20 protein-coding genes and 1 tRNA gene are annotated in these 25,528 nt (G+C 38.5%); 3 read left to right on the top strand and 18 right to left on the bottom strand.

From position 1 onward, the window contains the following. The 9 genes from tmk to murJ form a co-directional block, all read right to left on the bottom strand. The gene (tmk, locus tag IPMB12_RS03965) at window positions 1–636 is read right to left on the bottom strand and encodes a dTMP kinase (RefSeq protein WP_166915168.1); all 636 of its coding nucleotides are present in this window, start codon (window positions 634–636) and stop codon (window positions 1–3) included. Between the two features lie 21 nt (window positions 637–657). Beyond that, window positions 658–1,671, bottom strand: coding sequence for an endolytic transglycosylase MltG (mltG, locus tag IPMB12_RS03960; protein ID WP_166915166.1), 1,014 nt, complete (start codon window positions 1,669–1,671; stop codon window positions 658–660). 81 nt (window positions 1,672–1,752) lie between these two features. Further along, on the bottom strand, window positions 1,753–2,862 hold the full coding sequence (gene alr / locus IPMB12_RS03955) for an alanine racemase (protein WP_166915164.1): 1,110 nt from the start codon (window positions 2,860–2,862) through the stop codon (window positions 1,753–1,755). A gap of 30 nt (window positions 2,863–2,892) precedes the next feature. Beyond that, window positions 2,893–4,311 carry a replicative DNA helicase gene (locus IPMB12_RS03950; RefSeq protein ID WP_166915162.1) on the bottom strand — a complete coding sequence of 473 codons (1,419 nt, stop codon included), beginning with the start codon at window positions 4,309–4,311 and terminating at the stop codon, window positions 2,893–2,895. Between the two features lie 82 nt (window positions 4,312–4,393). Next, the gene (locus IPMB12_RS03945; RefSeq protein WP_166915160.1) at window positions 4,394–5,338 is read right to left on the bottom strand and encodes a hypothetical protein; all 945 of its coding nucleotides are present in this window, start codon (window positions 5,336–5,338) and stop codon (window positions 4,394–4,396) included. Between the two features lie 104 nt (window positions 5,339–5,442). Further along, window positions 5,443–6,384, bottom strand: a complete 942-nt coding sequence (locus tag IPMB12_RS03940; protein ID WP_166915158.1) for an LTA synthase family protein — start codon at window positions 6,382–6,384, stop codon at window positions 5,443–5,445. Window positions 6,385–6,479: 95 nt separating this feature from the next. Further along, window positions 6,480–7,436, bottom strand: a complete 957-nt coding sequence (locus tag IPMB12_RS03935) for a hypothetical protein (protein WP_166915156.1) — start codon at window positions 7,434–7,436, stop codon at window positions 6,480–6,482. An 84-nt stretch (window positions 7,437–7,520) separates the two neighbouring features. Then, window positions 7,521–8,489 (bottom strand): hypothetical protein, encoded by a 969-nt coding sequence (locus IPMB12_RS03930; protein WP_166915154.1) that lies wholly within the window; start codon window positions 8,487–8,489, stop codon window positions 7,521–7,523. Between the two features lie 22 nt (window positions 8,490–8,511). Continuing rightward, on the bottom strand, window positions 8,512–10,047 hold the full coding sequence (murJ, locus tag IPMB12_RS03925; RefSeq protein ID WP_166915152.1) for a murein biosynthesis integral membrane protein MurJ: 1,536 nt from the start codon (window positions 10,045–10,047) through the stop codon (window positions 8,512–8,514). Between the two features lie 276 nt (window positions 10,048–10,323). On the opposite strand from murJ, the gene IPMB12_RS03920 reads away from it, so the two are divergent. Further along, window positions 10,324–11,022 (top strand): uroporphyrinogen decarboxylase/cobalamine-independent methonine synthase family protein, encoded by a 699-nt coding sequence (locus IPMB12_RS03920; protein ID WP_166915150.1) that lies wholly within the window; start codon window positions 10,324–10,326, stop codon window positions 11,020–11,022. A 49-nt stretch (window positions 11,023–11,071) separates the two neighbouring features. Here the strand turns inward: IPMB12_RS03920 and rnk are convergent, their stop codons facing one another. Both rnk and fabV read right to left on the bottom strand, forming a co-directional pair. After that, a complete protein-coding gene (gene rnk / locus IPMB12_RS03915) occupies window positions 11,072–11,482 on the bottom strand; it encodes a nucleoside diphosphate kinase regulator (protein WP_166915148.1) in 411 nt (136 codons plus the stop codon). A gap of 163 nt (window positions 11,483–11,645) precedes the next feature. Beyond that, on the bottom strand, window positions 11,646–12,857 hold the full coding sequence (fabV, locus tag IPMB12_RS03910; RefSeq protein WP_166915146.1) for an enoyl-ACP reductase FabV: 1,212 nt from the start codon (window positions 12,855–12,857) through the stop codon (window positions 11,646–11,648). A 358-nt stretch (window positions 12,858–13,215) separates the two neighbouring features. Between fabV and IPMB12_RS03905 the strand changes: the two genes are divergently transcribed. Continuing rightward, window positions 13,216–15,189, top strand: a complete 1,974-nt coding sequence (locus IPMB12_RS03905) for a hypothetical protein (RefSeq protein WP_166915144.1) — start codon at window positions 13,216–13,218, stop codon at window positions 15,187–15,189. Window positions 15,190–15,253: 64 nt separating this feature from the next. Here the strand turns inward: IPMB12_RS03905 and IPMB12_RS03900 are convergent, their stop codons facing one another. Beyond that, on the bottom strand, window positions 15,254–15,841 hold the full coding sequence (locus tag IPMB12_RS03900; protein WP_166915142.1) for an NAD(P)H-dependent oxidoreductase: 588 nt from the start codon (window positions 15,839–15,841) through the stop codon (window positions 15,254–15,256). Window positions 15,842–16,191: 350 nt separating this feature from the next. Between IPMB12_RS03900 and IPMB12_RS03895 the strand changes: the two genes are divergently transcribed. Continuing rightward, window positions 16,192–17,901, top strand: coding sequence for a cation:proton antiporter domain-containing protein (locus IPMB12_RS03895; RefSeq protein ID WP_166915140.1), 1,710 nt, complete (start codon window positions 16,192–16,194; stop codon window positions 17,899–17,901). A gap of 231 nt (window positions 17,902–18,132) precedes the next feature. On the opposite strand, the gene IPMB12_RS03890 is transcribed toward IPMB12_RS03895, so the two are convergent. From IPMB12_RS03890 to panS, 6 genes are all read right to left on the bottom strand, one after another. Beyond that, window positions 18,133–21,099 (bottom strand): autotransporter outer membrane beta-barrel domain-containing protein, encoded by a 2,967-nt coding sequence (locus tag IPMB12_RS03890; protein WP_166915138.1) that lies wholly within the window; start codon window positions 21,097–21,099, stop codon window positions 18,133–18,135. Between the two features lie 439 nt (window positions 21,100–21,538). Beyond that, window positions 21,539–21,614, bottom strand: a tRNA-Asn gene (locus tag IPMB12_RS03885). 80 nt (window positions 21,615–21,694) lie between these two features. Beyond that, window positions 21,695–22,165, bottom strand: coding sequence for a hypothetical protein (locus IPMB12_RS03880; RefSeq protein WP_166915136.1), 471 nt, complete (start codon window positions 22,163–22,165; stop codon window positions 21,695–21,697). A 24-nt stretch (window positions 22,166–22,189) separates the two neighbouring features. Next, entirely contained in the window at window positions 22,190–22,825 is a 636-nt protein-coding gene (locus tag IPMB12_RS03875) for an MBL fold metallo-hydrolase (RefSeq protein WP_166915134.1), read from the bottom strand. Between the two features lie 12 nt (window positions 22,826–22,837). Continuing rightward, window positions 22,838–24,247 (bottom strand): DHA2 family efflux MFS transporter permease subunit, encoded by a 1,410-nt coding sequence (locus IPMB12_RS03870; protein ID WP_166915132.1) that lies wholly within the window; start codon window positions 24,245–24,247, stop codon window positions 22,838–22,840. Between the two features lie 185 nt (window positions 24,248–24,432). Continuing rightward, window positions 24,433–25,356 carry a ketopantoate/pantoate/pantothenate transporter PanS gene (gene panS, locus IPMB12_RS03865; RefSeq protein WP_166915130.1) on the bottom strand — a complete coding sequence of 308 codons (924 nt, stop codon included), beginning with the start codon at window positions 25,354–25,356 and terminating at the stop codon, window positions 24,433–24,435. Window positions 25,357–25,528 lie beyond the last annotated feature (172 nt).

The raw sequence follows: 25,528 nt of genomic DNA, 5'->3' as shown, positions 1-25,528 counted from the left end.
TCAATTTACCGGGTGAAATTTAAGCCATTGATTTAATTTAATTTTTATATCATCAGTGACTTTATCAATATCCTGAGCCGCGTCGATGATAATCACCGACGGATCAGCTCGCGCAATTTCCAGATAACGGGCACGTATACGTTCAAAAAAAGCTAATGACTCTTTTTCAATACGATCAAGTTCACCACGCTGTCTGGCACGCATCAGACCAATCTCTGGCGCAATATCCATGTAGATGGTCAGATCAGGTTTGAAATCACCCAGTACCATCTGTTTTAACATCGACATAAACTTAGCATCAAGCTGACGCCCTCCGCCCTGATAAGCCTGAGTAGACATGTCATGACGATCACCCACAACCCACTTACCCGCTTGTAAAGCAGGTTTGATCACGTTATCGATTAATTGAATACGCGCTGCATAAAACATTAATAGTTCTGCCTTATAGGTTAAGGGCTCATCGTTCACGCTTTGCTTAATTAAGGTTCGTAGCGCTTCTGCCAACGGTGTTCCACCCGGCTCACGGGTAAACACCAGATCATGATGTGGTTTTAAGACAGCAGCGACAGTATTAATAGCTGTTGTTTTGCCCGCTCCTTCTAACCCTTCAATCACAATAAACTTACCCGCTGTCATGGCTTTTCCTTAAATAAAATATTAACGATTACGAATCACTCTTAAATATTCTTGTACTGCCCGGTTATGGCTGTCTAAATTGGTGGTAAATACATGTCCACCATAACCATCCGCCACAAAGTAGAGATACTTTGATGGCGTTGGATGAGCGGCTGCCTGTAGTGAAGCCTCACCCGGCATCGCAATTGGCGTTGGTGGTAAGCCATAAATCACATAAGTATTGTAAGGGGTTTTCTCTCTTAAGTCATCGCGAGTAAGAGGTCCCTGAATACTTTCACTCCGCCCATAGTATACAGTTGGGTCGGTTTGTAATTTCATCCCAATACCTAAACGGTTATAAAATACAGAGGATACCAGACCCCGCTCAGAATCCACTCCGGTCTCTTTTTCAATAATTGATGCCATAATCAGCATCTCATACGCAGACTTATAGGGTAAACCAGTGGCACGTCCATTCCAGGCAATTTGCAGATGAGAATCCATTCGTTGATAAGCACGTTTTAAAATTGCCACATCAGTGGTACCTGCGGTGTAGTGATAAGTATCTGGATAGAACCAGCCTTCAATATGTCCGTCAATTCCCAGTTTTTCAGCGACTTGCTCCAAAGACAGATCCGTTAACTGATGATGAATATAAGGTGCCGCTTGTAGGGTAAGTAGCCAATCTTTAGCTCGGGTCCCTTCGATAAACTGAATCGTAAACTGGGCTTCTTTCCCGCTGCACAGCAGAACTAACAGATCACGTAAAGTCATATTGGCAGACAAACGATAAGTACCGGCTTTAATGGCGCGCAGAGACGGATCGAACCGCAATAAGAGAGGAAGTAGCTGACTATTTGTGATTAATTGTTCGGCTTCTAGTTGCTGGCTTAAGCGTTGTACCGAAGTACCACGCTCAATAGTGATAAGTTGATCATCTTGTTGTAGTTGTATTTTTTGACTGGCATAATTTTGTAAATAGAAATAACCAGCGACGGCTGCCACAATCAGTAACAGCCCAAAACACAACAAACACCTGATGATACTTTTCTTCATTCCAACGTCTTCTAAACCTGCTTAAATATTAAGACGTATTGTACCGAATTTACCCTTTAAGTGCATTACCTTTAGGTAACATTACTTAACGTAACGAGTTTTAACACGTGGAGTTAAGCGGGTAATCAGCTCATAAGGACTAAAACCGGAATGATGAGCGATTTCTTCTACAGGTAAGTCTTTACCCCAGAAGATCACTTCATTACCGCTTTGTAGTGTTGAGTCAGGCCCCAAATCAACAACGATCATATCCATCGCCACCCGACCAACAATCGGGTAACGCTGACCATTGATAAGTACCGGTGTACCTTCTGCGATACCACGCGGATAACCATCACCATACCCCATTGCAACCACACCAAGAGTGGTATCTTCTGGACTTTGCCAGATATGACCATAACCGACAGATTCACCTTTTTGATGCTGACGCACGGCGATCAGCTCTGATTTGAAGGTCATGGCAGGTTTTAAACCAAGCATCTGACCGGTTTTTCTGTTCTCATCTTTAAAACTAAATGGCGAGACACCGTATAATGCCACTCCGGTTCGCACCATATCAAAGTGTGCTTCCGGCCAGGCCAGAGTGCCTGCCGAAGCAGCAAGAGACGTCAAACCAATTAAGGATTTGTCTTCAATTGAATTTAGGAAAGTGGTGAAGTGCTGGATCTGCTCAGGTGTGATATCTGCTTCTAAATTATCTGCACAGCAAAAATGACTCATCACATTGATCGGTTTTTTAACGCTATCACAAGCCGCCAGTTGCATAAAGTAATGCTTAGCCTCTTCAACATTAAAACCTAATCTGTGCATACCGGTATCAAGTTTAAACCAGACCTGAACCGGTTGTTGGTAACGCAAAGAACAAAGACGAGCAATTTGCTCTGGTGTATGAATAACAATATCCAGATTATAATCGACGATCAGCTGCACATCATCACGCGGGAAGAATCCGCCTAAAACCAGTAAATTCCCCTGATAACCGTTATCTCTTACAGCAAGCGCTTCAGAAACACGAGCTACACCGATATAATCGGCTTTATCTGCCAGATGTTTAACAACAGGTAAAATTCCATGTCCATAAGCGTTGGCTTTAACAATGGCGGCAACTTTACTTTTTGGTGCGATTTGACGAAAGCGTTCAACATTATGTGTTAAAGCACTTAAGCTCACTTCAACTGTTGCTACAGACATGTTTACCTCGAAAATAATCGATTAAATTAGTTACTCATCATCAAAATAATCAGAATTGGCATAGTTATCAAACCGCGACCATTGCCCCTGGAATTTCAAGCGAACTTTACCAATTGGACCATTACGTTGTTTACCCAGAATAATTTCAGCAATCCCTTTTTGTTCAGAGGCTTCGTTATACACTTCATCACGATAGATAAACATAATCACGTCAGCATCCTGCTCGATAGAGCCAGACTCACGTAAGTCGGAGTTAACAGGGCGCTTATCCGCACGTTGCTCAAGGCTACGGTTTAACTGAGACAGCGCCACAACAGGCACTTCTAACTCTTTAGCTAATGCTTTTAGGGAACGGGAGATTTCGGCAATTTCCAATGTCCGGTTTTCACTGATACTTGGTACACGCATAAGTTGTAAATAGTCGACCATGATCATACTAATACCGCCATGTTCTCGGTAGATACGACGAGCACGGGAACGAAGCTCCATTGGAGTAAGACCAGAGGAATCATCGATATACATATTTTTCTTTTCCAGCAAAATACCCATGGTGCTGGAAATTCTTGCCCAGTCTTCATCATCCAGCTGACCGGTTCTGATTTTAGTCTGATCAACACGGGACAAGGATGCGAGCATACGCATCATAATTTGTTCGGCTGGCATCTCAAGACTGAAGATAAGTACTGGCTTGTCCTGCATCATTGCAGCATTTTCACATAAGTTCATGGCAAATGTGGTTTTACCCATCGATGGACGAGCGGCAACAATAATTAAGTCTGAGCGCTGCAAACCAGCAGTTTTCTTATCCAGATCGATAAAGCCAGTAGAAACACCTGTCACGCCATCATGTGGTTTTTGGAATAACTCTTCAATTCTGGCAACGGTATTTTCCAGAACGGTGGTAATATTTTGCGGGCCTTCACCTTGTGAAGCACGTTTTTCTGCAATCTGGAATACTTTTGTTTCAGCATTATCCAGCAGGTCTTCACTCTCACGCCCTTCCGGCGAGTAGCAGCTATCAGCAATATCATTAGCCGCAGAAATAAGCTCACGCATCACTGCGCGCTGACGAATAATATCGGTATAAGCGACAACGTTAATGGTACTTGGCGTATTCTTAGATAACTCGGCTAAATAGGCAAAGCCGCCAACATCATTTAATACATCTTTACGTTCCAGACTTTCTGATAACGTGATCAGATCAATAGGCACACCTTTACTGATCAGGACCTGCATTTCAGCAAAAATAACCTGATGATGGCGGGAATAAAAGTCTCGTTCAGTAATCTGCTCTGAGACATGATCCCAGCGCTGATTATCCAACATTAAACTACCAAGTACAGCTTGTTCAGCCTCAATAGAGTGAGGAGGTACTTTTAAGTTATGCACCTGCTTATCTTGCTTGTCCCGATAGTTATCCGAGGAGTATTTTGTTTTTTCTTTTGCCATAATCCAAAATCTATTATCAATAACGCTGTGACACACGTTGTGCCACATAACGTATTTTGTGGATCAAAATTTTACCACTTAATCACTCGTTTGTAGTGATCTTTGATGAAAAATAACGTCGCACTGCAAAACGACTACTAAGAAATAGCGAAACATAATTGACGATTACCGCCAAAACCATAGTGACGAGCATAAAGATGATTAACGCCCCCCAGTCACTGTCGCTCAGTAGCATCATTCCCAAGGCACCCATCACTACACCAAACAAGATAGAGACTCCGATTAAAATCAGGATAGTAATTACGACACTTTTTATGATTTTGGCAACTTGCAGCGTGGCATAAATCTGAGTAAAACAACGACGTACGGAGAAATAAATAAAGAAGATATTAATAAAGATACCTATCACCAAACTTAGCATGACAGTGATGACAGTTACCTCGTCATTATAGTACCAGAGGGTGATGTAGTCAGAGAGTGCGTATACTGCAAAAAAGGTAAAAATGGCTATTAGCAGCGAAGTAAATAGTACGCTGTAAATCCTGCTAACATTAGTAGTATTGAATTCAAACTGCTCTTCATGTTCTGCCATTGGCTTAAATAGCTGAAACAAAAAGATAATAAAAATGGTAACTAAAGCAATATTCATTACATCATAGATTATCTGAATGGCAATATATACCCAGAGAATATCAAACATGTCATAGTCATAGAGAGATACCATTATAGTAAACCAGGCATAACCTAATACAGTCTGAAGAATAACAGCCATCAGTGCAATGATTAGCACCATAGCAACATTTTTACCAACTACTTTATATATCTTATTACGATAACAAATAATCGTAACGACAAAAAAATAAAAGAACAGTTGGCTAATACTATAAATAGCACCATTACCCACATACACAAGCAACATATTAAAATTATAATCAGCCTCTGCGACCACAATAGAAGTTACCATGGTCAATACATAGTAAGCCAATGCAAAAATAACTGATAACTTAAAAAAAGATTTTTGTATCATAAAACCACTCTTTGATTTTAAAGCTTATATTTATTAGAAATATAGTTCATATACATTTTCTATTTATTCTTGGTTGAATAGCCCCTCACTCAGGACTATCTCACTTAAGAAAAGTATTGTCTTACTGCAAAGCGACTGCTGAGAAATAGTGATACATAATTGACTACCAGTGCCAGCAATATACACACAAATCCAAATATAATTAATGCCCCCCAGTCACGACTATTTAGGTACATCATGCCAAACACACTCATAATTAAACCAAATACAATAGATACACCAATTAAAATCACCAAGGTAATACCAGCACTTTTAAAAATTCTGGCGACTTGCAACGTGTCATAAACCTGAGTGAAACAACGGCGTACTGAGAAGTAAATAAAGAAAATGTGAATCATTAAACCTAATATAATCCCTAAGAAAAACACAATATTGTAAACATCACTGTAGTAATATGAATATTGTATAAAACTTGATAATGCATAAAGCCCTAAGATGATAAATACCGTCATCAGTGAGGCGGTAAATAATACGCCATGAACCCAACCAAAGTTATTCCCATCAAATTCAAATGGTTCTTCCCGTTCAGCCATTGGTGCAAGCAGTCGAAACAAGAAGATGACAATAAGAGTCATCACAATCAGGATAACGAAACCAAAAATCATTTGAGCAACAATCATCCAGCTCATATCAAGAGCATAGTATTGTAATAAGGACATTGCACTCATACTCCACAGATAACCAAGAGCAGTTTGGCACACCATTGCCAGGAGTACAGCAATGAATATCATCCCAATATTTCTGCCACTCACTTTATGAATTCTGTAGCGATAACATAAAATAGCCACCACCACAAAATAAAGAAACAGACTTTTGAGATGTTGAATAAACATATTGCTAGCATACATTGGGAAAATTTCCCAAAAATAATCATCGCCTCTTTTCAGCAATGCTGACACAAGCCAGCCCATAGAAACCAGCACGGAAAATATGTAGTAAGTTAGAGAAAAAATAATTGGTAACTTAAAAAAAGATCGCTTTATCATAAAACCACATCCTAATGCTAATATTATATTTGTTTGAATAATTTTATTATTTTTATAAATTTGGTACTTAATAAGATCTCATTATAGAGATCTTATTAAGAAAAGTATTTTCTTACTGCAAAGCGACTACTCAAAAACATTGTGACATAACCGATCACAACTAATGCAACAAAACTAAAAATGAGATACATAAAGAGTACATCAAACCCCTGATGGTCAAAATACTCAAATAAAAAGAATCCCAGAATAACTAATGAAATAACAACAATACCTAATACAATGCCAAGCGTTATGCCGGCACTTTTTAAGACTTTGGAGATTTGTAAAGTGCTATAAGACTGAATAAAACGACGACGGGCCGAGAAATAGATAAACAAACTATTAAATCCACCGACTGCAATTAATACCAATAACATAATTACAGCGTCAGCCATGTCGTAATAAAATGACGGAAAAATCTGTTCAGCCAAAAAATAAGAACTAAAATACATCACAATAACCATCACCGAAGCAGTAAATAAGACGTTATGAATCCAGCCAGAGTTTTCTGCCGTTATTTCAAACACCAGACTGGTATTATGCTCAGATTTACCCCAACGAGAAAACAAGAACAAGATAAGAACTGCGACTAAAGCCAGATTAATCAGACTAAGAATAAACATCCCCGCCGAAATCCAAAAATCACTGGAATAATAATATTGGAATAAGAAATCTAACAGAGCCATATAACCGGTTTGCCAAAGCGCACTAAAAACCGTATTAAAAATAGCTGCAATCACAGCAATGCCAGCAACTATCATAATATTTTTCTCTGTTACATCATATAACCTGGCTCGGTAGCAACCGATACTAGCAAGCACAAAATAGAAGAATAATTCACGCATATTATAAAAAGTAAGACTAAAAACCTGCGCAGTGAATTCACTTAAATAATAGTCATTATCATGCTCAGAGAAAAAAAGCCAAATCATTCCTAAATAGATACCAAACAATACTAAGAAATTAACCACCACAAACAGGATAGGTAATTTAAAAAAGGAACGATTTCCCATAGCAATGCATCCTTACGATATAATTTTATTCAAATAGTCTTGAGTCGCTTATGTTCTGCTTACGACACATGCAACTATACAACCTTATACGGAAAAATAACGTCTCACCGCAAACCGACTACAAGTCAACAATATCACATAATATACAACTAATAAGGCCGTAAAACTGGCAATCATAAACGGTATCATTATCTCAAAGCCCTGATCAGCCAGATAAAGATAAAATATCACTTCAATAACAATAATGGTGATAAACATAGCGACACATAAGATCCCGACAATAATTCCTATACTTTTTAACAACCGGATAATTTGTAATGTGCTATAACTTTGACTGAAACAAGGCTGAACAAAAAAGTAAATAAAGAAAAGATGTAATCCGGAAATGAGCAATAAACACAACAGTACCAGTACAAAGTGAACTAAATCATCAGAATAAGTCGGAAAAATATAGTTAGGAATCGCAGTCACAAAATACATAAAGAGTGCCACGATGGTTCCTGAAAATAACATATTATGAATAATGCTCAAATTAGCGGCGTTCATCTCAAACAATGAGCTAGTTTGCTGTTCTGAGCGAACACACCACCGGAGCAAAAAGAAAATTAACAGAGCTACCAACATCAGACTGGTCAGATAAAATAACCATGTAGTTAATGTGATCACGGTAGTGAGAACTATCCAGCTCTGCGATAGCAGACTCAATGTATTGAACAATAAAAGCCCTGCACTTTTCCAGAAAAAGGTTAACAGTAAATTCAAAATAGTGGCGCAGATTGCTCCTATCAAAATAATCACAATATTGCGTTTAGTGACTTCATGCAGTTTTGCATAGTAGCAGGCAATCGCAACAATGACGAAGTAGATAAATAACTCATGTAAAGTACTTGCCATTGAATTAAAGATAAAACGAGCCATAAAGCCTGACTGGAAATCCTCCGCTCTAAAGCCAGAAGAGAACCAAAGCATGACAAGATGCCCTATTCTCAATAACACATAATTAATCAGTGTAAATAATATCGGCAACTTAAAAAAAGAACGTGCTGTAGACATGACGAGTCCTTAATTATTCTATTTATTCCGTTCGTTTGATAAATTGTTTAATCTTAAAGCCCATCACAAGCAGCGCACTGAAATAAACTATAATTCCGACCATCACCAGAACCAGTAAACGCCCCATACGGGAAAGCATTCCACCACTTGACCAATCAGGTAGCAGATCCATACCAAACCACAAAGTTACAGACATTAAAATTACCGCGATCACCACTTTAATTAAGAACGAACGCCAGCCCGGCTGTAGGTGATAAAATCCTTTTTTACGCAGTTGCCAAAATAGCAGTGCAGCATTAAAACAAGCCGCCAGACCAATAGACAGTGAAAGCCCGGCATGGCGCAGTGGTACAATAAACGCCAGATTCATAAGTTGAGTTAAAATTAATGTGACGATAGCGATTTTAACTGGAGTCTTCATATCCTGACGGGAATAGAATCCGGGTGCCAGCACCTTAATTAAAATCAATCCCAGCAAGCCCACAGAATAGGCAATAAGTGCCTGTTGAGTCATCAGGGTGTCTTGTGCAGTAAACTCCCCATATTCAAATAAAGTCGCAATAAGCGGTCTTGAGATCACGCCAAGCGCAACTGTACTTGGCAGAGCCAGTAAAAAGCACAGACGCAGTCCCCAATCCAGTAATTGGGAATATTGTTGATAATCCCCTTTTGAGAAGCAGCGAGACAGTGACGGCAATAAAATTGTTCCTAGCGCCACACCAAGCACACCAGCCGGAAATTCCATCAAACGGTCGGCATAATACATCCATGACACAGAGCCGGAAATTAAAAATGAAGCAAAAATGGTATTAATAATTAATGAGATCTGACTGACTGAAACTCCAAGAATTGCAGGACCCATCTGCTTTAATACGCGCCAGACGCCACTATCCTTTAAATTAATTCTTGGCAAAACCAGCATACCGATACTTTTTAAAGCTGGTAGCTGATAGCACAGCTGCAATACACCACCAACCACCACGGCAACCGCTAACGCTAACACCGGAGGATCAAAGTAAGGCGTCGCAAACAGCGCAAAACCAATCATACTGACATTGAGTAACGTCGGGGCAAAAGCCGGTACCGAAAAACGATTCCATGTATTGAGAATAGCACCAACCAGAGAAGTGAGTGAGATCAAAAAAATATAAGGAAAGGTGATTCTCAGTAGTGTAATCGTCAGTTCAAATTTCTCTACCGGTTCAGTAAATCCGGGAGCAGTGATCCAGATAATAATTGGCGCTGCCACAATACCAACGATCGTAACGAGAGCTAAAATCAAGCTCAGTAAACCTGATACATAAGCGATAAAAGTTCTGGTCGCCTCATCACCCTGCTGGGTTTTATACTCTGCCAAAATAGGCACAAAAGCCTGAGAGAATGCCCCTTCAGCAAAGATTCGACGCAATAAATTAGGGAGTTTAAATGCCACAAAAAAGGCATCGGTCGCCATACCAGCACCAAAAAAGCGCGCAATGATAGCGTCCCGGACAAAACCGAGCACCCGAGAAAACATCGTCATTGAACTGACTTTTGCCAGCGATTTTAATAAATTCATATACTTCTAATCTGATTATCAGAGAGAATTTCTGTTCTTAAGTTATGCCATAGTCTACGGATTATTATTCTGAATTACTATGCCTATTTCCTGATGAGTTCAGTCTAATTTATGGTTTTATTTTATTGTAGAACTCATTAACCACGTTATCCGGCGGATATAGTAACACATCTTATTAAAAGTCAGCTTTACCTATTGACTCCGACGGTAAATTATGGAGAATAGAAGTTCAGACATTTAGACGTCTAAACATCCAGTAAAGTAAGAGAGGTTAACATGACATATTCAGCAGAGCAGCGCGCCTTATACGAATTCTCTGGTCATGTTAATATGATACCGGAAAAATTTACCTTTAAGATCATCGATCAGATACTAAAAAAGAAACCGCGATCAACTGAAAAAACTCAGGTGAGTTGTTGCCTGATAACAGAACATCAATATTTTTTGACACACTTAATTGGTATTGAGCAAACTACCACACAAGCCAGTACTTATGAAGATTTACAGCTACAAGCCAGACTAGATTTTGACGGTCGTCACCCTTGCCTGACTGACTATTTTACAGAAAATAAATATTCAATAAAATCAAATAGTTATAAATTACCCAGTTTAACACTTTTCCTCTCTTCCCATTTCAATCATGTTGGAATATATCACTCATTTGATCAGTTCTGTAATGAACTCGTTAGTGTTTATATCAAAGTGATACTTGGATTTTATCGTGCCGGTTGTAGAAAGTTATATTTAGAGGAACTCCTGCTTTCTCAGATCGCTGAGCATCTCAATATACTTGATTATGAGTGGGATGAAAAAATTGAACGTCTGTGTCACACTGCACTGAACACTCTAAGACAAGTCTTACAACACAAACCACAAGATCTTGAGATCACACTTAGATTATCTGCCTCACATCCTCTTATTTTATCTGAAATACAAAAAATAAGTCATCTGACAGATTATATAGTACAGAAATAGTATTCCTTTAAGGTCAACTCGCTCAACGAGTTTAACCTTAAAGAACCAACTATAAAGTGAACTCACCTGCTGCTTCTGGTTGGAATTCAATAGATTGAATTTTCAGTTTAATACTTTCACCATTTGGTAGTGCCCAGTTAATACTTTGACCAACAGACAGGCCTAAAATAGCGACACCAACAGGTGCTAAAATACTGATTTTACCTTCGTCAAAATTGGCATCTCTTGGATATACCAAAGTTAATCGACGTTCAGTACCTTTACTGTCAGTCACAACAGCAGTGCTGTTCATGGTAATAATATTGGCCGGCATTTTATCAGAATCAATAACCTCTGCTCGTTCAAGTTCCATTTCCAGTGTTTCCACACTTGGTAGATTTTGATTAGCTACTGAATCGATTAAATTCATCAAACGATTGTAATCTAAACCTGAAACCATGATAGACGGAAATTCAGACATACTACATTCTCCAAAAAATAAACACCGTGGCAAACCACAGTGCTGAACTCAAATTATTTAATGGTTTGGTAAATAATTAAGTATTACTTACTGACCATCATAAAATGAAACACCCTGTACCGGATTGCTCTGGTACAGGGCATACTTCAAAATACAAAATTAATTAGGCTTTTGTTGCATCCAGTTCAACAACATCAAATGAGACTTCCGGATTAACATCAGCATCATAATCAACACCCGCTAAACCAAAACCAAACAGACGTAAGAACTCATCTTTATAGCCTTGATAGTCAGTCAGTTGATAAATATTATCATCTTTTACTTTAGCCCAGATTGCACCACAAGCATCTTGTACTTCCGGACGAAGTTCCCAGTCATCAAGTCTTAAACGATGCTCTTCATCAGTATCAGGCGTTTTACCACAGTACAGTTTAGTTGAGAACATACGTTGGATTTGTTCGATACAACCTTCGTGAATCCCCATATCTTTCATCACACGGAAAGACATCGCAATATATAAAGGCATTACAGGAATTGCTGCAGAAGCTTGTGTGACAACCGATTTTAATACTGAAACATAAGCTGCTCCGCCTTTAGCTGATAATTTTTTATCAATGGCATGTGCAGCACGGTCTAAATCTTCTTTCGCTTTACCCAGCGTACCGTGCCAGTAAATTGGCCATGTCAGTTCAGTACCAATATAAGAGTAAGCTACAGATTTTGCGTTATCTGCAAGTACACCAGCATCTTGTAGTGCATTCATCCATAGTTCCCAGTCCTGACCACCCATTACTTTAATGGTATCAGCAATTTCCTGCTCATTTGCTGGTTCAACTGTTGCTTCAATCAGCACATCTTTATTAGTATCCAGTGCAACTGACTTGTATGGCTGACCGATTGGTTTTAATACTGAACGTACAACTTCACCTGTCTCCGGTAATTTTCTAACCGGGGAAGCCAGTGAATAAACCACTAAATCGATCTTACCTAAATCTTTTTTGATTAAGTCGATAACTAGTTTTCGGCACTCGTTAGAGAATGCATCACCATTGACGCTCTTTGAATATAAGCCAGCCGCTTTAGCCGCTTTATCAAATGCTGCAGAGTTATACCAACCTGCTGTTCCTGGTTTGTTTTCTGCGCCTGGTTTTTCAAAAAACACACCAATTGTTGCAGCATCAGAACCAAAAGCAGCATTAATACGAGATGCTAAACCGTAACCAGTTGACGCACCAATCACTAAAACTTTTTTAGGCCCGTTAGTTAATTTGCCTTTGGATTTCACATAAGCGATTTGTTGATTAACATTAGCTTCACAACCCACCGGATGAGTAGTTGTACAAATAAAACCGCGAATTTTAGGTTTAATTATCATAAAGGGTTCTCATTGAGTTATACACGAAACATAACGAACTTTGTGCTTAGATCATTCAGTATCGTTATCTGTTATGTTGAAAATCATCTGCTATTCTAAACAATTTAATTGAAAATACCTAGCGAAGAGTTTAATTTATTGATTTTTAATCATTTATTTTTAAATAAATGTATTTCTTTGGCTGGTTATTAATACCTCACACAATTTATTGCTAAAAATCATAAGAACTAAACACTTTTATTTCCCTTTGAATATATGGAATTTTTAAGTAAAAAAATAACAAATTTCATAAGAAATCTGTTGGTTTGTTGCTACAATGCTGGCACTCAATAAAAATATAAAGATAATGAGACAATCTATGAACTTCATCAAATTCTGGCTGACCAGTTTACTCTTTTTAGTCACTCCTTTCGCCGGTGCAAATGAAAGCCAGCATCTTATTACCCAAGCACAAAGTGGATATTACATTATTGAAAATGTTGATATTAAAAAAGGCGAAGATACTGATCTCCCAAAAAGTATTGAGCAATTTATTCTCCAAACCAAAGACACTCACTACTTCCACTGGAACAAAGACTCTACTCAATTTATTTATTATGAGAATAATCTGGATAATGAAATTATTTTTGGAGAAGATAACAATCTCATTAATTTTGGTGATAAAGACTACCAATTAAGCCTGATCGATGACAAAACATTAGAAGTAAATAGTAATGATTGCCTCTGGTGGCAATGTTCTATTACCTTTCGTCTGATTCATGTGGCAGAAGATTCACCACAATTAAAAACACTACAGGACTATCAAACAGCACAACATCAAAAAATTGTTGCTCGTTATTTAAAACAAAAACAAGATCTCGCGAATGCTGATCTTTCTGATTTTGTTGGATTTTATTCAACTTCAGGTGCTGTTACTTTAAAACTTCCTTTGTATGGTAGCGATTCACCACTAGAGCGCAGAACAACAGGAGTTTACTACCGCTGGTTTGATGATGTTTTAGTTCGTTTTTCATCTGAAGAACAAGACTCAGTACGTTTTTATCAAGCTCTGGATTACAAACTGACTGTGACCAAAATTCAGGCTGATAAAAATCGCTTTGATCTCGAACGCTATCTGGCACAACAAAATCGCTTACCTGAAGCTGTATTATTGAAATCTGAGTTTGGTGCAGTCTATCACTCAACAACAGTAAGCAGTCTTGAAGCGTTTTATTATCAATATAATGAAAAAAAGCAGGAGTTTACTTTTGTTACGTATAGTTTGCCCTCTAACTCCCTAACAGGCGATCTTGCTGTCGCTTATATGACGGTCAGAAGTATTGATCCTAAGTACCTAGGTGAACAAATAGATGCTTCTGCTGCCGGGTTATCACGCACAGAATTTGAAGATGAGTATACTTCGCTCTATGACGCTAAAGAGTTTGAAAATGAGCTCTACCGTGTCTTACAAAAAGAGTTGGAAGTAACGCGTTTATTTAGAGGAAGTGTTTTTAGAAATAATCTGGATATCTCTTTAAATAACAATTTCTATAATAAAAATGAGCTATACATTTTTGCCAACACTCTGGAAAAACAGATGGCAGACGATACGCTAAAATACAGTCTAAATGATGAGTATCATGTTGCTTATCAAGATGAAAATAGTGTGATATTTGTTGAGCCCGACTTTCAGGACAACTATCTCACTTACTTCTATATGTATGATAACGGACTCACCTATCGTCTGAGTTATGTGACAGATCCCAAACATGATTATCTGATTAATCATTTAAAATTTATTCAGACACTACGTCAGATAAAACCGATACATCTTAATCAATATCCACAAGATATCTTAAACCTAATTCACAGTTATAGTGAAGTAAGGCTCATCGAGCAGCCTGCCCAGCCAGTTCGGTATAAAGTCTCAATCACAATAAAGGATATGTTTGATAGATATTACGGTATTATTGATGAGAATATTCAAAATATCTTACCCGCAATTTATCAAGATATTATTCCGCTAGATACCGGCTATATTGCGATAGATGAACATAAACACTATCAACTTTTTGATCTGCAAGGTAAAGCGCTGACAGACAAAACGTACCATAAGCTCACTTATTTGTCGCACACTGGTGTCATTTTAGCAGAACAACAAAATAAATATGGATATCCTCTCTTTGGTATTTTATCTGTAACGGGTCAGGAACTGGTGCCTGTTGAATATACTCAATTTATCCTAAGTTATGATGAAAAGAGCTTTGCGCTGGTAAAAGATAAGCAAAGATACTCAGTGACTTTAAAAGGTTCACCTGTTAACGAAGCTATTCTTCACCAACCCACACCATAAACTAGTTTATAAATATAAAAAAGGCGCTGAATTAACAGCGCTTTTTTAAATCTAACTCACTCTATTATTTGGTGGTAAATACACTTTTAAGATGAGCTTTATAACGAGCAGCATCCTGTTCAACATGTGGCTCTTTAATCACATCATTACACATAAAGGTAGGTAAACGTTTTAAACCAATAAACTCATTGGCTTTATGAAACGGGAAATAAACACTATCAACACCTTTACCTTCAAAGAACTGGTTTGCTTCAACAAACGCTTCCAGCGGAGCATTCCAGGTGACAGAAAGCATATATGTTCTGCCTTGTAACATACCACCAGAACCATATTTTTTGCTTAAATCAGAACGAGTACGTCCATCATTGTTATACATACGACCGTGACCAAATGTGAAAACGTCATCCACATATTTTTTTAGAATCCACGGCATATCCATCCACCAGGCAGGCATTTGATAAATAATCGTATCTGCCCACAGAAACTTCCCTACTTCTTCTTCCAGATCATAGCCTTTATCAACATCTGTTCTTTTCACTTCATGGCCTAATTCGCTCAATGTTTCCTGCGCCACAGAACTTAAGAAATTATTTAGCGCACCTTCTGAGTGAGCAAAACTTTTAGCAGCGTTGACAATTAATATATTACTCATAATGAACCTTATTTGTTATCCATAAATTAAATCCGCACATTCAATAACGTGCATATTAACCATATGAGGGGGAGAAATAGTATAATCAAGAGAGTGTAAGAACTTATTTATTATCAGCTCATCCATTACCTTGTTTTATATATCAGTCTTACCAATTGAACCAATTGTTAAAATTTTATCTAACCATATTAATTTCTTTAATTTTTTAGTTAATAAAATTTTTATTTTATGCATTTTACCTGTACACTTTATAGGCATAACTTTGTTTCTGTTTTGAAGAATACTCAGAAATATATCACGAAGTTATACCATTAAAATATTATAAAAAAATAAGAAAGGATTAGTTGTAAATGGGTGAATATCTACGCCTCTTAAGCATCATATTGTTTGTCGCTTTTATTGCCGTGTTTTTGTCAAAAAAGACCGGACTTGGTTCTATTTTAGGATTACTTTTAACCGGGGTTATTATCGGCCCTTATACACCAGGAGAAGTGATACGGGCAGAGCATGTCGATGAAATTCTGCATATCTCTGAATTTGGTATTGTTCTGCTGTTATTTATCATCGGGCTGGAAATGCATCCTAAACGCTTGTGGTCAATGCGTAAGGAAGTTTTTGGTTTAGGCTCGCTCCAAATCCTGCTATCTGGCGCAGCTATTGGCGGATATTTCTATCTGCTGGGCTATACGTTTGATGCGGCGCTCATTGTCGGCTTAACACTGGCACTTTCGTCTACTGCTTTTGTTATCCAGATCCTACAAGAACGTAATGAATTTAGTAGTGAACATGGCCGAACCGGCTTTTCTATCCTGCTGATGCAGGACTTAGCCATCGTGCCGCTGCTTGCTTTAGTGCCGATCTTAGGCGCTTCAGGCAGTACGCTGCCAGATGAAACCCCTGTCTGGATACAATCACTCGCCACTTTTGGTGCCCTTTGTGCTCTGATTATTTTTGGTAAATACGTTGTTCCGTATATTTTGAATTTAATTGCCAAAGAAGGCTATAAAACCAGCTTTTCACTATTTGTGATGCTGGCGGTAATCCTTGCTGCCTATATGATGGATAAGATCGGTCTTTCCATGGCACTGGGTGCTTTTATTATGGGGATGACGCTCTCAAGTTCTAAATATGGTTTCCAGATTCACGCCAGTGTTGAATCGATTAAAAGCCTGTTAATGAGCCTATTTTTTATCTCTGTCGGAATGTCGATCAACTTTTTAGTACTGGCAGAAACCCCCTTTATTTTCCTGCTTAGTGTTGTCGTCATCTTATTAATTAAAATTGCCTTTTTATTTGTACTGCCGCTGCTGTTTGGTTCCTCCAAAGAGACGGCGACAAAAATTGCATTCTTACTATGTCAGGGTGGTGAATTTGGCTTTGTACTATTTGGTGCGGCAAAAACCTTCCAGGTTATAGACGAGAATATTTTTGTATTTGGTGTCGGTGTTATTTCGGTCACCATGGCTTTAACGCCTGGACTCTATGCACTGGGATTAAGATTAACTAAACGTTACTCAAAACCAGAATCACCAGATATTTCACTCTCAGTGACTGAAGGTGTGGGTAGTGAGAAAGTGATTATCGCCGGTTATGGTGATACTGGTTACGTTCTGGCACAGATGCTGAAAGGTAGTGATATTCCATTTATCGTAATTGAAAAGAATCCATGGGTGGTGAAAAAAGGCCGTAAAGAAGAGATGCCGGTTTATTATGGCGATATCACTGATCGTAAATTACTCAGTGTGATTGGGGTCGAACAGGCACAAATGGTGATTGTGGCAATCAATCATGGTACTGATTCAGTTCAGGCAATCTCAACACTACGTATATTTTATCCGGAACTGAAGATTCTGTCCCGCGTGCTGGATATTGAGATGACCGGTCCACTCATTCAGGCTGGTGCTAACTGGGTTGTGATTGAGACGCTGGAAAGTAGCTTACACATAGGTTCAGAAGCCTTGAAAATACTTGGCGTTGAAGAAGAACAAGTAGCTGTTTTAGTTGACTCGTTACGTAAAGATGAAGAGCATGTTATTCAGTCTTCATCTTATGCAAGCTAAAATAAAAAATTCAATAAAATCAATCAGTTAAAAAATATGACTTTATTGAAAAATTTACGCTAAAACAATGAGTTATTCTCTTTTGCTCTCAGATGAATGATATAAAACAGTAAACGTATATCTGATTCTGAGAGTACACAACAATAATCTCATTTCTGAAACCAGTCTGCTTAATACTAAAAATAAGACCTGATTTGTATAATACAAATCAGGTCTGCAATAAATTAATGACTAGAAATTATATTTAACTCCCATAAGAATCTGCGTATCACGATAAGAGTTATCACCAAATTGCTGAGTCACATTCCCCCAGATATTAAATTTAGAGTTCACCTGACCTTCCATACCGATCTTAATTTCTGCCATATTTCGGGTACCACGCTGACGGTTCTCAACATTATTCATTTTGACCGCAAAATCTTTGCTGTTATATATCCAGCTAGCTTCAATAAATGGCTGGAAATTACGTGGTTCACCATTTTCAATACTGGTATCTTTACTAATATAAGCTCGAAGTCCCAGTCTGGTCATAATATTATTACTGGTATCATCTTCCACACTGGTACCATTTTTCTCATTATGATTACTTGCATTAACATCCATCCAGACGATTTGAGCTTTTGGTTGTAACCAGTAGCTAAATTCGTCCTGCTGGGCTAATTTAAAGCTGTAACCACCTTCAAGACTGGCGGTAAAACCTTTTGATTTATAACTTTCATTTTCAATACGTTCACCTTTTACCTGATTATCAAACCAGTTATATAAAATCCAGCTATCAAAGTAAGCGCCGGTTTTGTCTTCCTCATTGGCATACCATGTACCGTAAAGACCAGCACTATAACCAAAGACTTTGCCGGTAGAAGCGAAGTTAGTGACTTTCGAGTAAGTTTTACTTTGATTATTAGCATAACCAAACATCATCCCTAAATGCCAGCGATCAAGACCGTCATTACTCCACTGAGCAATATCACCACCCAGTTGCACCACATAACGGTTACTCATCGTTTTTAACTGCTCACTACCATCCTGAAAGTTATTATGTCCACCAATTTGACGCAACCACATACTGGTCTGTTTCTTCTCTCCCGTAAAGACATCAATATATTGTGTTTCCCCTAAACGATCATGCAGTTGAGTGGTAAAGAGAGTATTTGCCGCTGCAAGGTTAGCTAAGTAGCTTCCTGCTTCGGGACGATAAACACGGTCAGGGTTGGTCGTTGGACTATACTGCGAGATAAGATACCAGTTATTAGGATCCACGTTAGTCAGGTCATTACCTGAACGTAAAAAGTAGTCAAATGCACCGGCCACGATGCGCCCATCCTGAACAAACGTTCCTGCAGAGTTACCTCCAACAGAGATAATTTCAATACCATCAGTCGTTAAAGCACCATCGCCACCTGCATTGACTACTTTTACTCTGGTTGTACCGGAAGTATCCCCGGTGATCACTAATTTGTCTGTCACAGAGCTGTCGCCATCTAACGCGGTATCCAGTACTAATAAGCCATCAGCACCAGTATAGTTACCATCGATAGTTAGGATATCACCTGCTACTGCATCAGATAGGTTAATCGTTCCGTTAGTGTTAGTAATTGGAGCCTTAATCGTATAATTAGCTAAACCACCTGCATACGCATTGATTGTAGAGTTATTGAGATTTAGTGCAGTGAGTGTGGAAATTTCTGATGTGTTCCCGTTTCTGCCTGCAACATTCCAAATAGAGTTATCATTTAAATTAACAGTTAACTGAGAACTGGCATCTTTTGTCATACTACCCGTTAAAACTGTCTTACTATTTGTAAACGTAAATTCTGATGGAGTAACGTGTACAGAGCTAGATGGAGCCATTGTGTCAGTCGTTTGCAGATCAGTCACATTAATCAGCCAGCCGCCCGTTCCAGCCTTTGCCTGACTATTGGTTAAATTAAGCGATGAACCAATATTGCGTCCACCAACAAAAATTAAATCTCTGCTGGCATGGCTGGTATTAATGGTTGCATTATTTAAAGAGATGGTCGATTTAGAATCTTGATCAGTAGTGGTTGAAGAACCACCATACATAATTGCATAGCTCGCAGAGTTAATTTCAGCTGAGCTGGTTGCACTATCAGCATTTAATGCTGAATCCATGCCTTCAACATAGATCGCAGCAGAAGTAGCATTGGTAGTTTCAACCTTTAAATGCCCTGTTGAATTGACAATCCCAGGGCCTGTACCTATCACCCGCGATTTACCAATTTGAATACCTGCCGCAGACATGCCTTTAGTCTGGATATTGGTATTATTAAGATCTACAGTTCCATTCTCAGAAACATATACTCCACGGGCTCCCATACCATTAGTAATAATATCTAATGTATTATTTACCGTAATATTAGCACCATCTAACACTCTGACGGCTGAATTACTTTTATTATTTAAAATATTGCCACCAGATCCAACAGTCTGAGTAATTTTACCGCCATCAATGACAATCTTCGCTTGAGCAGAAATGTCCGCTAATAATCCGTAAGAATAAGATTGTTTAGCACCATCAAGCGTAATATCAATCTGTTTGGCGGTAATTGTGCCACCATTTTCCGCATGTAAACCACTAGAGCCGCTGCCGTCACCACTCATGGTTGCTTTAACATTATTCAGCTGAACAGTTGATCCTGTTCCAATACTTTTAACACCACTAGAAGAATCACCCTTAGTAGAAAGAATAGTATTACCATCAACAACAATACTCCCTCCAGCTTCAGCACGCAGGGCCTCATTATAAGAATAAGCACCACCACCAATAGTTGAAACTGTCAAATTACCTGAGGCATTAATTTTTGAACCCGCTCCACTTGCAACAACGCCACCAAAACCAGAAGACCATGTTGTATTTGAAGAAACTGTGATAGTTGCAGTGCCCAGATTAATCACACCACCTTGTTTAGCATTTACGCCCATGGTTGTGGTTGTACTATCGGTATCAGTAATTGAAGTGACATTTGTTGCATCCAAAATAGTTCCAACGCCTGTTGACGTTAAGATAGAACCACCCTGGCCAACTGCGCCAGTATAAGTTGTACTATCTGCGGTACAATTTGAGCTTGAATCTGCTGTAAAACCACTATTTGGAGAAGATAACGGCTGACAAGCTGCATAAACTTGCCCAGCAAAGCAGGTTAACATTACTGTTGTAATGATATTAAATTTAAACATGTGTGTATTCCCATTCCAATTTTCTCTTTGAGAGCATAAAAACCCTGAAACTTAGAGATATATTATTATTAACTGCATAAACGTGATGTATCGATTGAGATAGATTGAATTACCTTTTACAGACATTTCATTATTTATGAACTGAGCGACCAAAACATAATGTGTATATTAAGAAAAAGAACCTTATCGATTTATAAATCATTAATATAAAAATTATGGTTGCGGATTTTATATCCTAATAAGTAAAAAAGATATCAATTGTCAATTTTTTAAAAAAATATTACAAATAATAATATATGTTAGCAAAAACCTGACAATGTAAAGCAATCATGACTCTCTTAACTAGTAAGATAACGTGAGAATATTAAAAATGGGAAAGATAGATTTGAACAATCCTAAAAAGACAAAACCCCTGATGAATCATCAAGGGTTTTTAATTTGGCTCCCCCAACAGGACTTGAACCTGTGACATACGGATTAACAGTCCGCCGTTCTACCGACTGAACTATGGAGGAATTGAAGTAGCGCGTATACTATAGATTTTAGATATTACTGTCAAGACCAAAGTTACAGATTCGTTTTCAGTGCATAAAAACTAACCATTAACTGTTTCAGGTAAAAACCGAATATCCATGTAATAGCGTTTTGGGTTTTTCTGATCAAGATAAACCGTCATCGTATCTTTAGTTAACATACTTTTTGGGTCATACCAGATATTTTCACTACGAAACTGATAAACCTCATCAGGATTTAAGGCATCAGACCAGCGGCATGTAATGATATAGGGATTGCGCCCGCTGGAGCTATACATCATATTCATGTTCACATTTTCAATCTTCGCCTCAACAGCTCGTCCACTGCGTAATAGCTCGTCTCTTTTCTTATTAGCCCGATATTTTGAAACAGCCGGAACAAAACCAATTAAGAAAAACATTGCGCCAATAACAGCAAGTAACATAACAGAATTGAATGCTTCACCACTTAAAAATGCAATGACAGCACCAATTAGCATTAACAGACCTGCCACCATACAGCCGATAGCGAACCAGCCTAATTTTTTATTCATCAATAACCTCAAACAGTTTGCCAGTTAGCCTTGCAGGATAAATGGATTATAGTTTCTCTCATAGCCAAAGGTCGACATCGGACCATGCCCCGGGACAAAAGCGATATCATCACCTAAAGGTAACAGCTTATTTTTAATTGATGACATAAGCTGTTCATAGTTCCCTCGCGGAAAGTCAGTGCGACCAATACTGCTCTTGAACAATACGTCACCCACAAAAGCAATTTTAGCGGCTAAATTGACAAAGACGATATGGCCAGGTGTATGTCCCGGGCAGTGATAGACTGAGAATGACTCTTCCCCTACTTTGACAACATCACCTTCATTTAACCACTGGGTCGGCAAAAATGCAGCCGTATAAGGGAAGCCAAACTGAATACATTGTTGTGGTAACGCCTCAAATAAGAACTCGTCTTCCTTTTCAGGGCCAATGATAGGAACCTGATAATGTTCTGCCAGTTTTAAAGCCGCACCAATATGATCTAAATGACCATGAGTAAGTAATACTTTAGTGATTTTAACACCCAGCTTTTCAACCGCTTTTTGCAGTAATTCAGGCTCACCACCAGGATCAACAAACGCAGCTTCTTTGGTTTTATCACACCAGATAATAGAACAGTTTTCCTGAAAATGGGTGACCGGAATAATCTGATATTGCATGTATATCGCCTCTTATGATCGATTTCTGATAGTTAAATTCTGACCATCTTTTGGTGTTAAACGTGTAAAGATGATACTGGAAAAAAATGTCACGAGCCCCAGAATAATAAAGCTAATTTCAAACGCACTATCCACATTATGTGGAATAACGGTCGATGGTTCACTGAGCAGCGTGATTAAAACAGCCCCAAATGCCACCCCAAAACTAATGGCCAGTTGTTGATTAACCGCCATTAAGCTGTTACCACTACTGGTATTCTCACCTTCCAGATCAGCCAGTGTAATACTATTCATAGAGGTAAATTGTAATGAGTTTACAAAGCCAACGCAAAACAATATGCCACAAATAACAATAATTGGTGTCTGCTGAGTTAATTGTGACAGAGACATAATCATTAAACCAACCAGCATGGTATTAACCAAAAGTACCCGACGATAGCCAAAGCGACGTAAAATCGGCTGTACCAGCGTTTTCATGGTTAATGAGGCAATGGCCATTGGCATCAGAATCAAACCGGAATAAGTTGAAGAATAAGAAAATGCCACTTGTAATAACAACGGAATTAATAACGGAATAGCGGAAATACCAAGTCGGCTGACTAAATTACCAATAATCCCAATTCTGAATGTACGGATACTAAATAATCCTAAAGGAAAAAGAGGATATTCAATTCGTTTAGCCCGGTAAATATACAGACCAAGTAAAATCATTCCTGCCGCAAATAACATCAGTGAATAGCGACCAGCTAACCCTTCACTAATAAACTCTAAACTCAGTGTTAGTGAAATTACACATAATGCAATAAAACCAAAGCCTAAGCCATCAAACGGTTTGATATTACCTTTAATATTGGGCATATATTTTATACCCATGATAATACCGATGATTCCGATCGGAATATTAATCAAAAAGATCCAGTGCCATGTCGCAACCTCCACCAGATATCCACCCAGTACCGGTCCAACCACGGGCCCAATTAATCCAGGCATGGTTGAAGCATTTAAAGCTGCTAAGAACTCACTCCGCTTAAACGACTTAATCAAAGTTAAACGGGAAACTGGCATCATCATTGCCCCGCCAACCCCCTGTACAACCCTTGAGACATCTAACATAAATAAAGTATTAGACAAGGCACAAAATAGTGAACCCAAAGTAAACAAAAATACTGAGAAGGTAAAAACCCGTTGAGTACCAAAGCGATCAGCTAAAAAACCACTGACCGGAATAAACAAGGCTAAAGTTAAGGCATAGCTGATTACAGCGGATTGCATATTCAGTGGCGATTCGTTGAGATAGACAGCCATTGACGGCAACGCTGTATTAAGTATCGACGTGTCCAGAGTTTGCATAAAAAACGCCATTGCTGCAATCCATGGCATCATGCGATACATGACAGGCGTAATTTCGGTAGAATTGGTCATAATTATTCAATTCGCGTAGTTGTTATAAATATTATAGGAGCGAATCAGGCAAAATCAATCTTTACTCAGTACATAGACAGTTAATAAATATTAATTTAAATGCTTACACTTTCAGTACTTAAATAAAAAGACCTGTTACGAATAATACGTAACAGGTCTTTCACTATTTACTGTAATCCATAAGATTATTTGGCTTTATCTTTAACTGGTTTACCTTGCCAGTAACCTGCCAGTAAAGAGCCAGAAATATTGTGCCAGACCGAAAAGATAGCTCCTGGTAGTGCAGCTAAAGCAGAGAAGTAAGTTGAACCTAGTGTCGCGGCTAACGCTGAGTTTTGCATTCCTACTTCAATTGACATGGTACGACAAGTTGATTCATCAAAACCAACTAAGCGTGCTCCCCAGTAACCACCAATCAGACCTAAAATATTGTGTAACATTACAGCAATAATTACCGTAAAGCCAACCTGAGCCAGCTGATCACGGCTACCTGCTACTACAATACCGATAATAATTAATACACACAGCATAGAAATAAGTGGGAAGTAACGTTCAATCTTTTTCACCAGTGCTTGTGCTAAGTGGTGAATAATTAAACCTAAACCAATTGGAATCAAGACGATTTTGATGATCGACATAAACATACTCATCGCATCAACATGGACCTGAGTACCAACATAAAGCAGTGTTAACAAAGGTGTTGCCACCACACCAACCAGCGTTGATACAGCTGACATCGTCACAGACAACGCCACATCACCACGAGCCAGATAGATCATCACGTTTGACGCTGTCCCACTCGCCACACTCCCAACCAGTACCATACCTACTACCAAATCCATTGGCATGGCAAAAACTTTAGCTAAAACCAGAGCGATGACCGGCATTAAAATATAGTGCAGTACAGTACAGAAAATAACGGCTTTAGGGCGTAAAAATACTCGTTTAAAATCGCCAAAACTGAGCGTTACACCCATAGTAAACATAACAAACATCAGGAGTTCTGCGGTATATGCTCTGACTGGCGAAAACGTCGCCGGTGCAAAATAGGCTACAGCAGCAAATAAAATTGCCCATAACGGAAATAATCGTGTGATTTTAGCTAACATAATCGTTCTCTATTTTTAAATGTTACTTTAATTGTTGTTTAAATTTTTGGGATCGCTGTTTGGATCATTGCTTAAATAATTACTTAGGTTGTAATGAGAGATAACTATAAAATCAGACGTTACAAGATAAGGCATGAGCAGATGATAACAAAAAACAGCTGATTAGAAAGCC

It is taken from the genome of Zophobihabitans entericus, assembly GCF_011745665.1.
GTDB lineage: Bacteria > Pseudomonadota > Gammaproteobacteria > Enterobacterales > Orbaceae > Zophobihabitans > Zophobihabitans entericus.
This window is presented reverse-complemented; position numbering and strand designations above follow the sequence as displayed.

Excerpts from the sequence above, each read along its gene's own strand:
- rnk (WP_166915148.1), bottom strand. The coding sequence starts at position 11,482 with ATGTCTGAATTTCCGTCTATCATGGTTTCAGGTTTAGATTACAATCGT.
- mltG (WP_166915166.1), bottom strand. The coding sequence starts at position 1,671 with ATGAAGAAAAGTATCATCAGGTGTTTGTTGTGTTTTGGGCTGTTACTG.
- tmk (WP_166915168.1), bottom strand. The coding sequence starts at position 636 with ATGACAGCGGGTAAGTTTATTGTGATTGAAGGGTTAGAAGGAGCGGGC.
- IPMB12_RS03900 (WP_166915142.1), bottom strand. The coding sequence starts at position 15,841 with ATGAGTAATATATTAATTGTCAACGCTGCTAAAAGTTTTGCTCACTCA.
- panS (WP_166915130.1), bottom strand. The coding sequence starts at position 25,356 with ATGTTAGCTAAAATCACACGATTATTTCCGTTATGGGCAATTTTATTT.
- IPMB12_RS03890 (WP_166915138.1), bottom strand. The coding sequence starts at position 21,099 with ATGTTTAAATTTAATATCATTACAACAGTAATGTTAACCTGCTTTGCT.
- IPMB12_RS03920 (WP_166915150.1), top strand. The coding sequence starts at position 10,324 with ATGACATATTCAGCAGAGCAGCGCGCCTTATACGAATTCTCTGGTCAT.
- IPMB12_RS03875 (WP_166915134.1), bottom strand. The coding sequence starts at position 22,825 with ATGCAATATCAGATTATTCCGGTCACCCATTTTCAGGAAAACTGTTCT.
- IPMB12_RS03880 (WP_166915136.1), bottom strand. The coding sequence starts at position 22,165 with ATGAATAAAAAATTAGGCTGGTTCGCTATCGGCTGTATGGTGGCAGGT.
- IPMB12_RS03870 (WP_166915132.1), bottom strand. The coding sequence starts at position 24,247 with ATGACCAATTCTACCGAAATTACGCCTGTCATGTATCGCATGATGCCA.
- alr (WP_166915164.1), bottom strand. The coding sequence starts at position 2,862 with ATGTCTGTAGCAACAGTTGAAGTGAGCTTAAGTGCTTTAACACATAAT.
- IPMB12_RS03930 (WP_166915154.1), bottom strand. The coding sequence starts at position 8,489 with ATGTCTACAGCACGTTCTTTTTTTAAGTTGCCGATATTATTTACACTG.
- murJ (WP_166915152.1), bottom strand. The coding sequence starts at position 10,047 with ATGAATTTATTAAAATCGCTGGCAAAAGTCAGTTCAATGACGATGTTT.
- IPMB12_RS03905 (WP_166915144.1), top strand. The coding sequence starts at position 13,216 with ATGAACTTCATCAAATTCTGGCTGACCAGTTTACTCTTTTTAGTCACT.
- fabV (WP_166915146.1), bottom strand. The coding sequence starts at position 12,857 with ATGATAATTAAACCTAAAATTCGCGGTTTTATTTGTACAACTACTCAT.
- IPMB12_RS03945 (WP_166915160.1), bottom strand. The coding sequence starts at position 5,338 with ATGATACAAAAATCTTTTTTTAAGTTATCAGTTATTTTTGCATTGGCT.
- IPMB12_RS03895 (WP_166915140.1), top strand. The coding sequence starts at position 16,192 with ATGGGTGAATATCTACGCCTCTTAAGCATCATATTGTTTGTCGCTTTT.
- IPMB12_RS03950 (WP_166915162.1), bottom strand. The coding sequence starts at position 4,311 with ATGGCAAAAGAAAAAACAAAATACTCCTCGGATAACTATCGGGACAAG.
- IPMB12_RS03935 (WP_166915156.1), bottom strand. The coding sequence starts at position 7,436 with ATGGGAAATCGTTCCTTTTTTAAATTACCTATCCTGTTTGTGGTGGTT.
- IPMB12_RS03940 (WP_166915158.1), bottom strand. The coding sequence starts at position 6,384 with ATGATAAAGCGATCTTTTTTTAAGTTACCAATTATTTTTTCTCTAACT.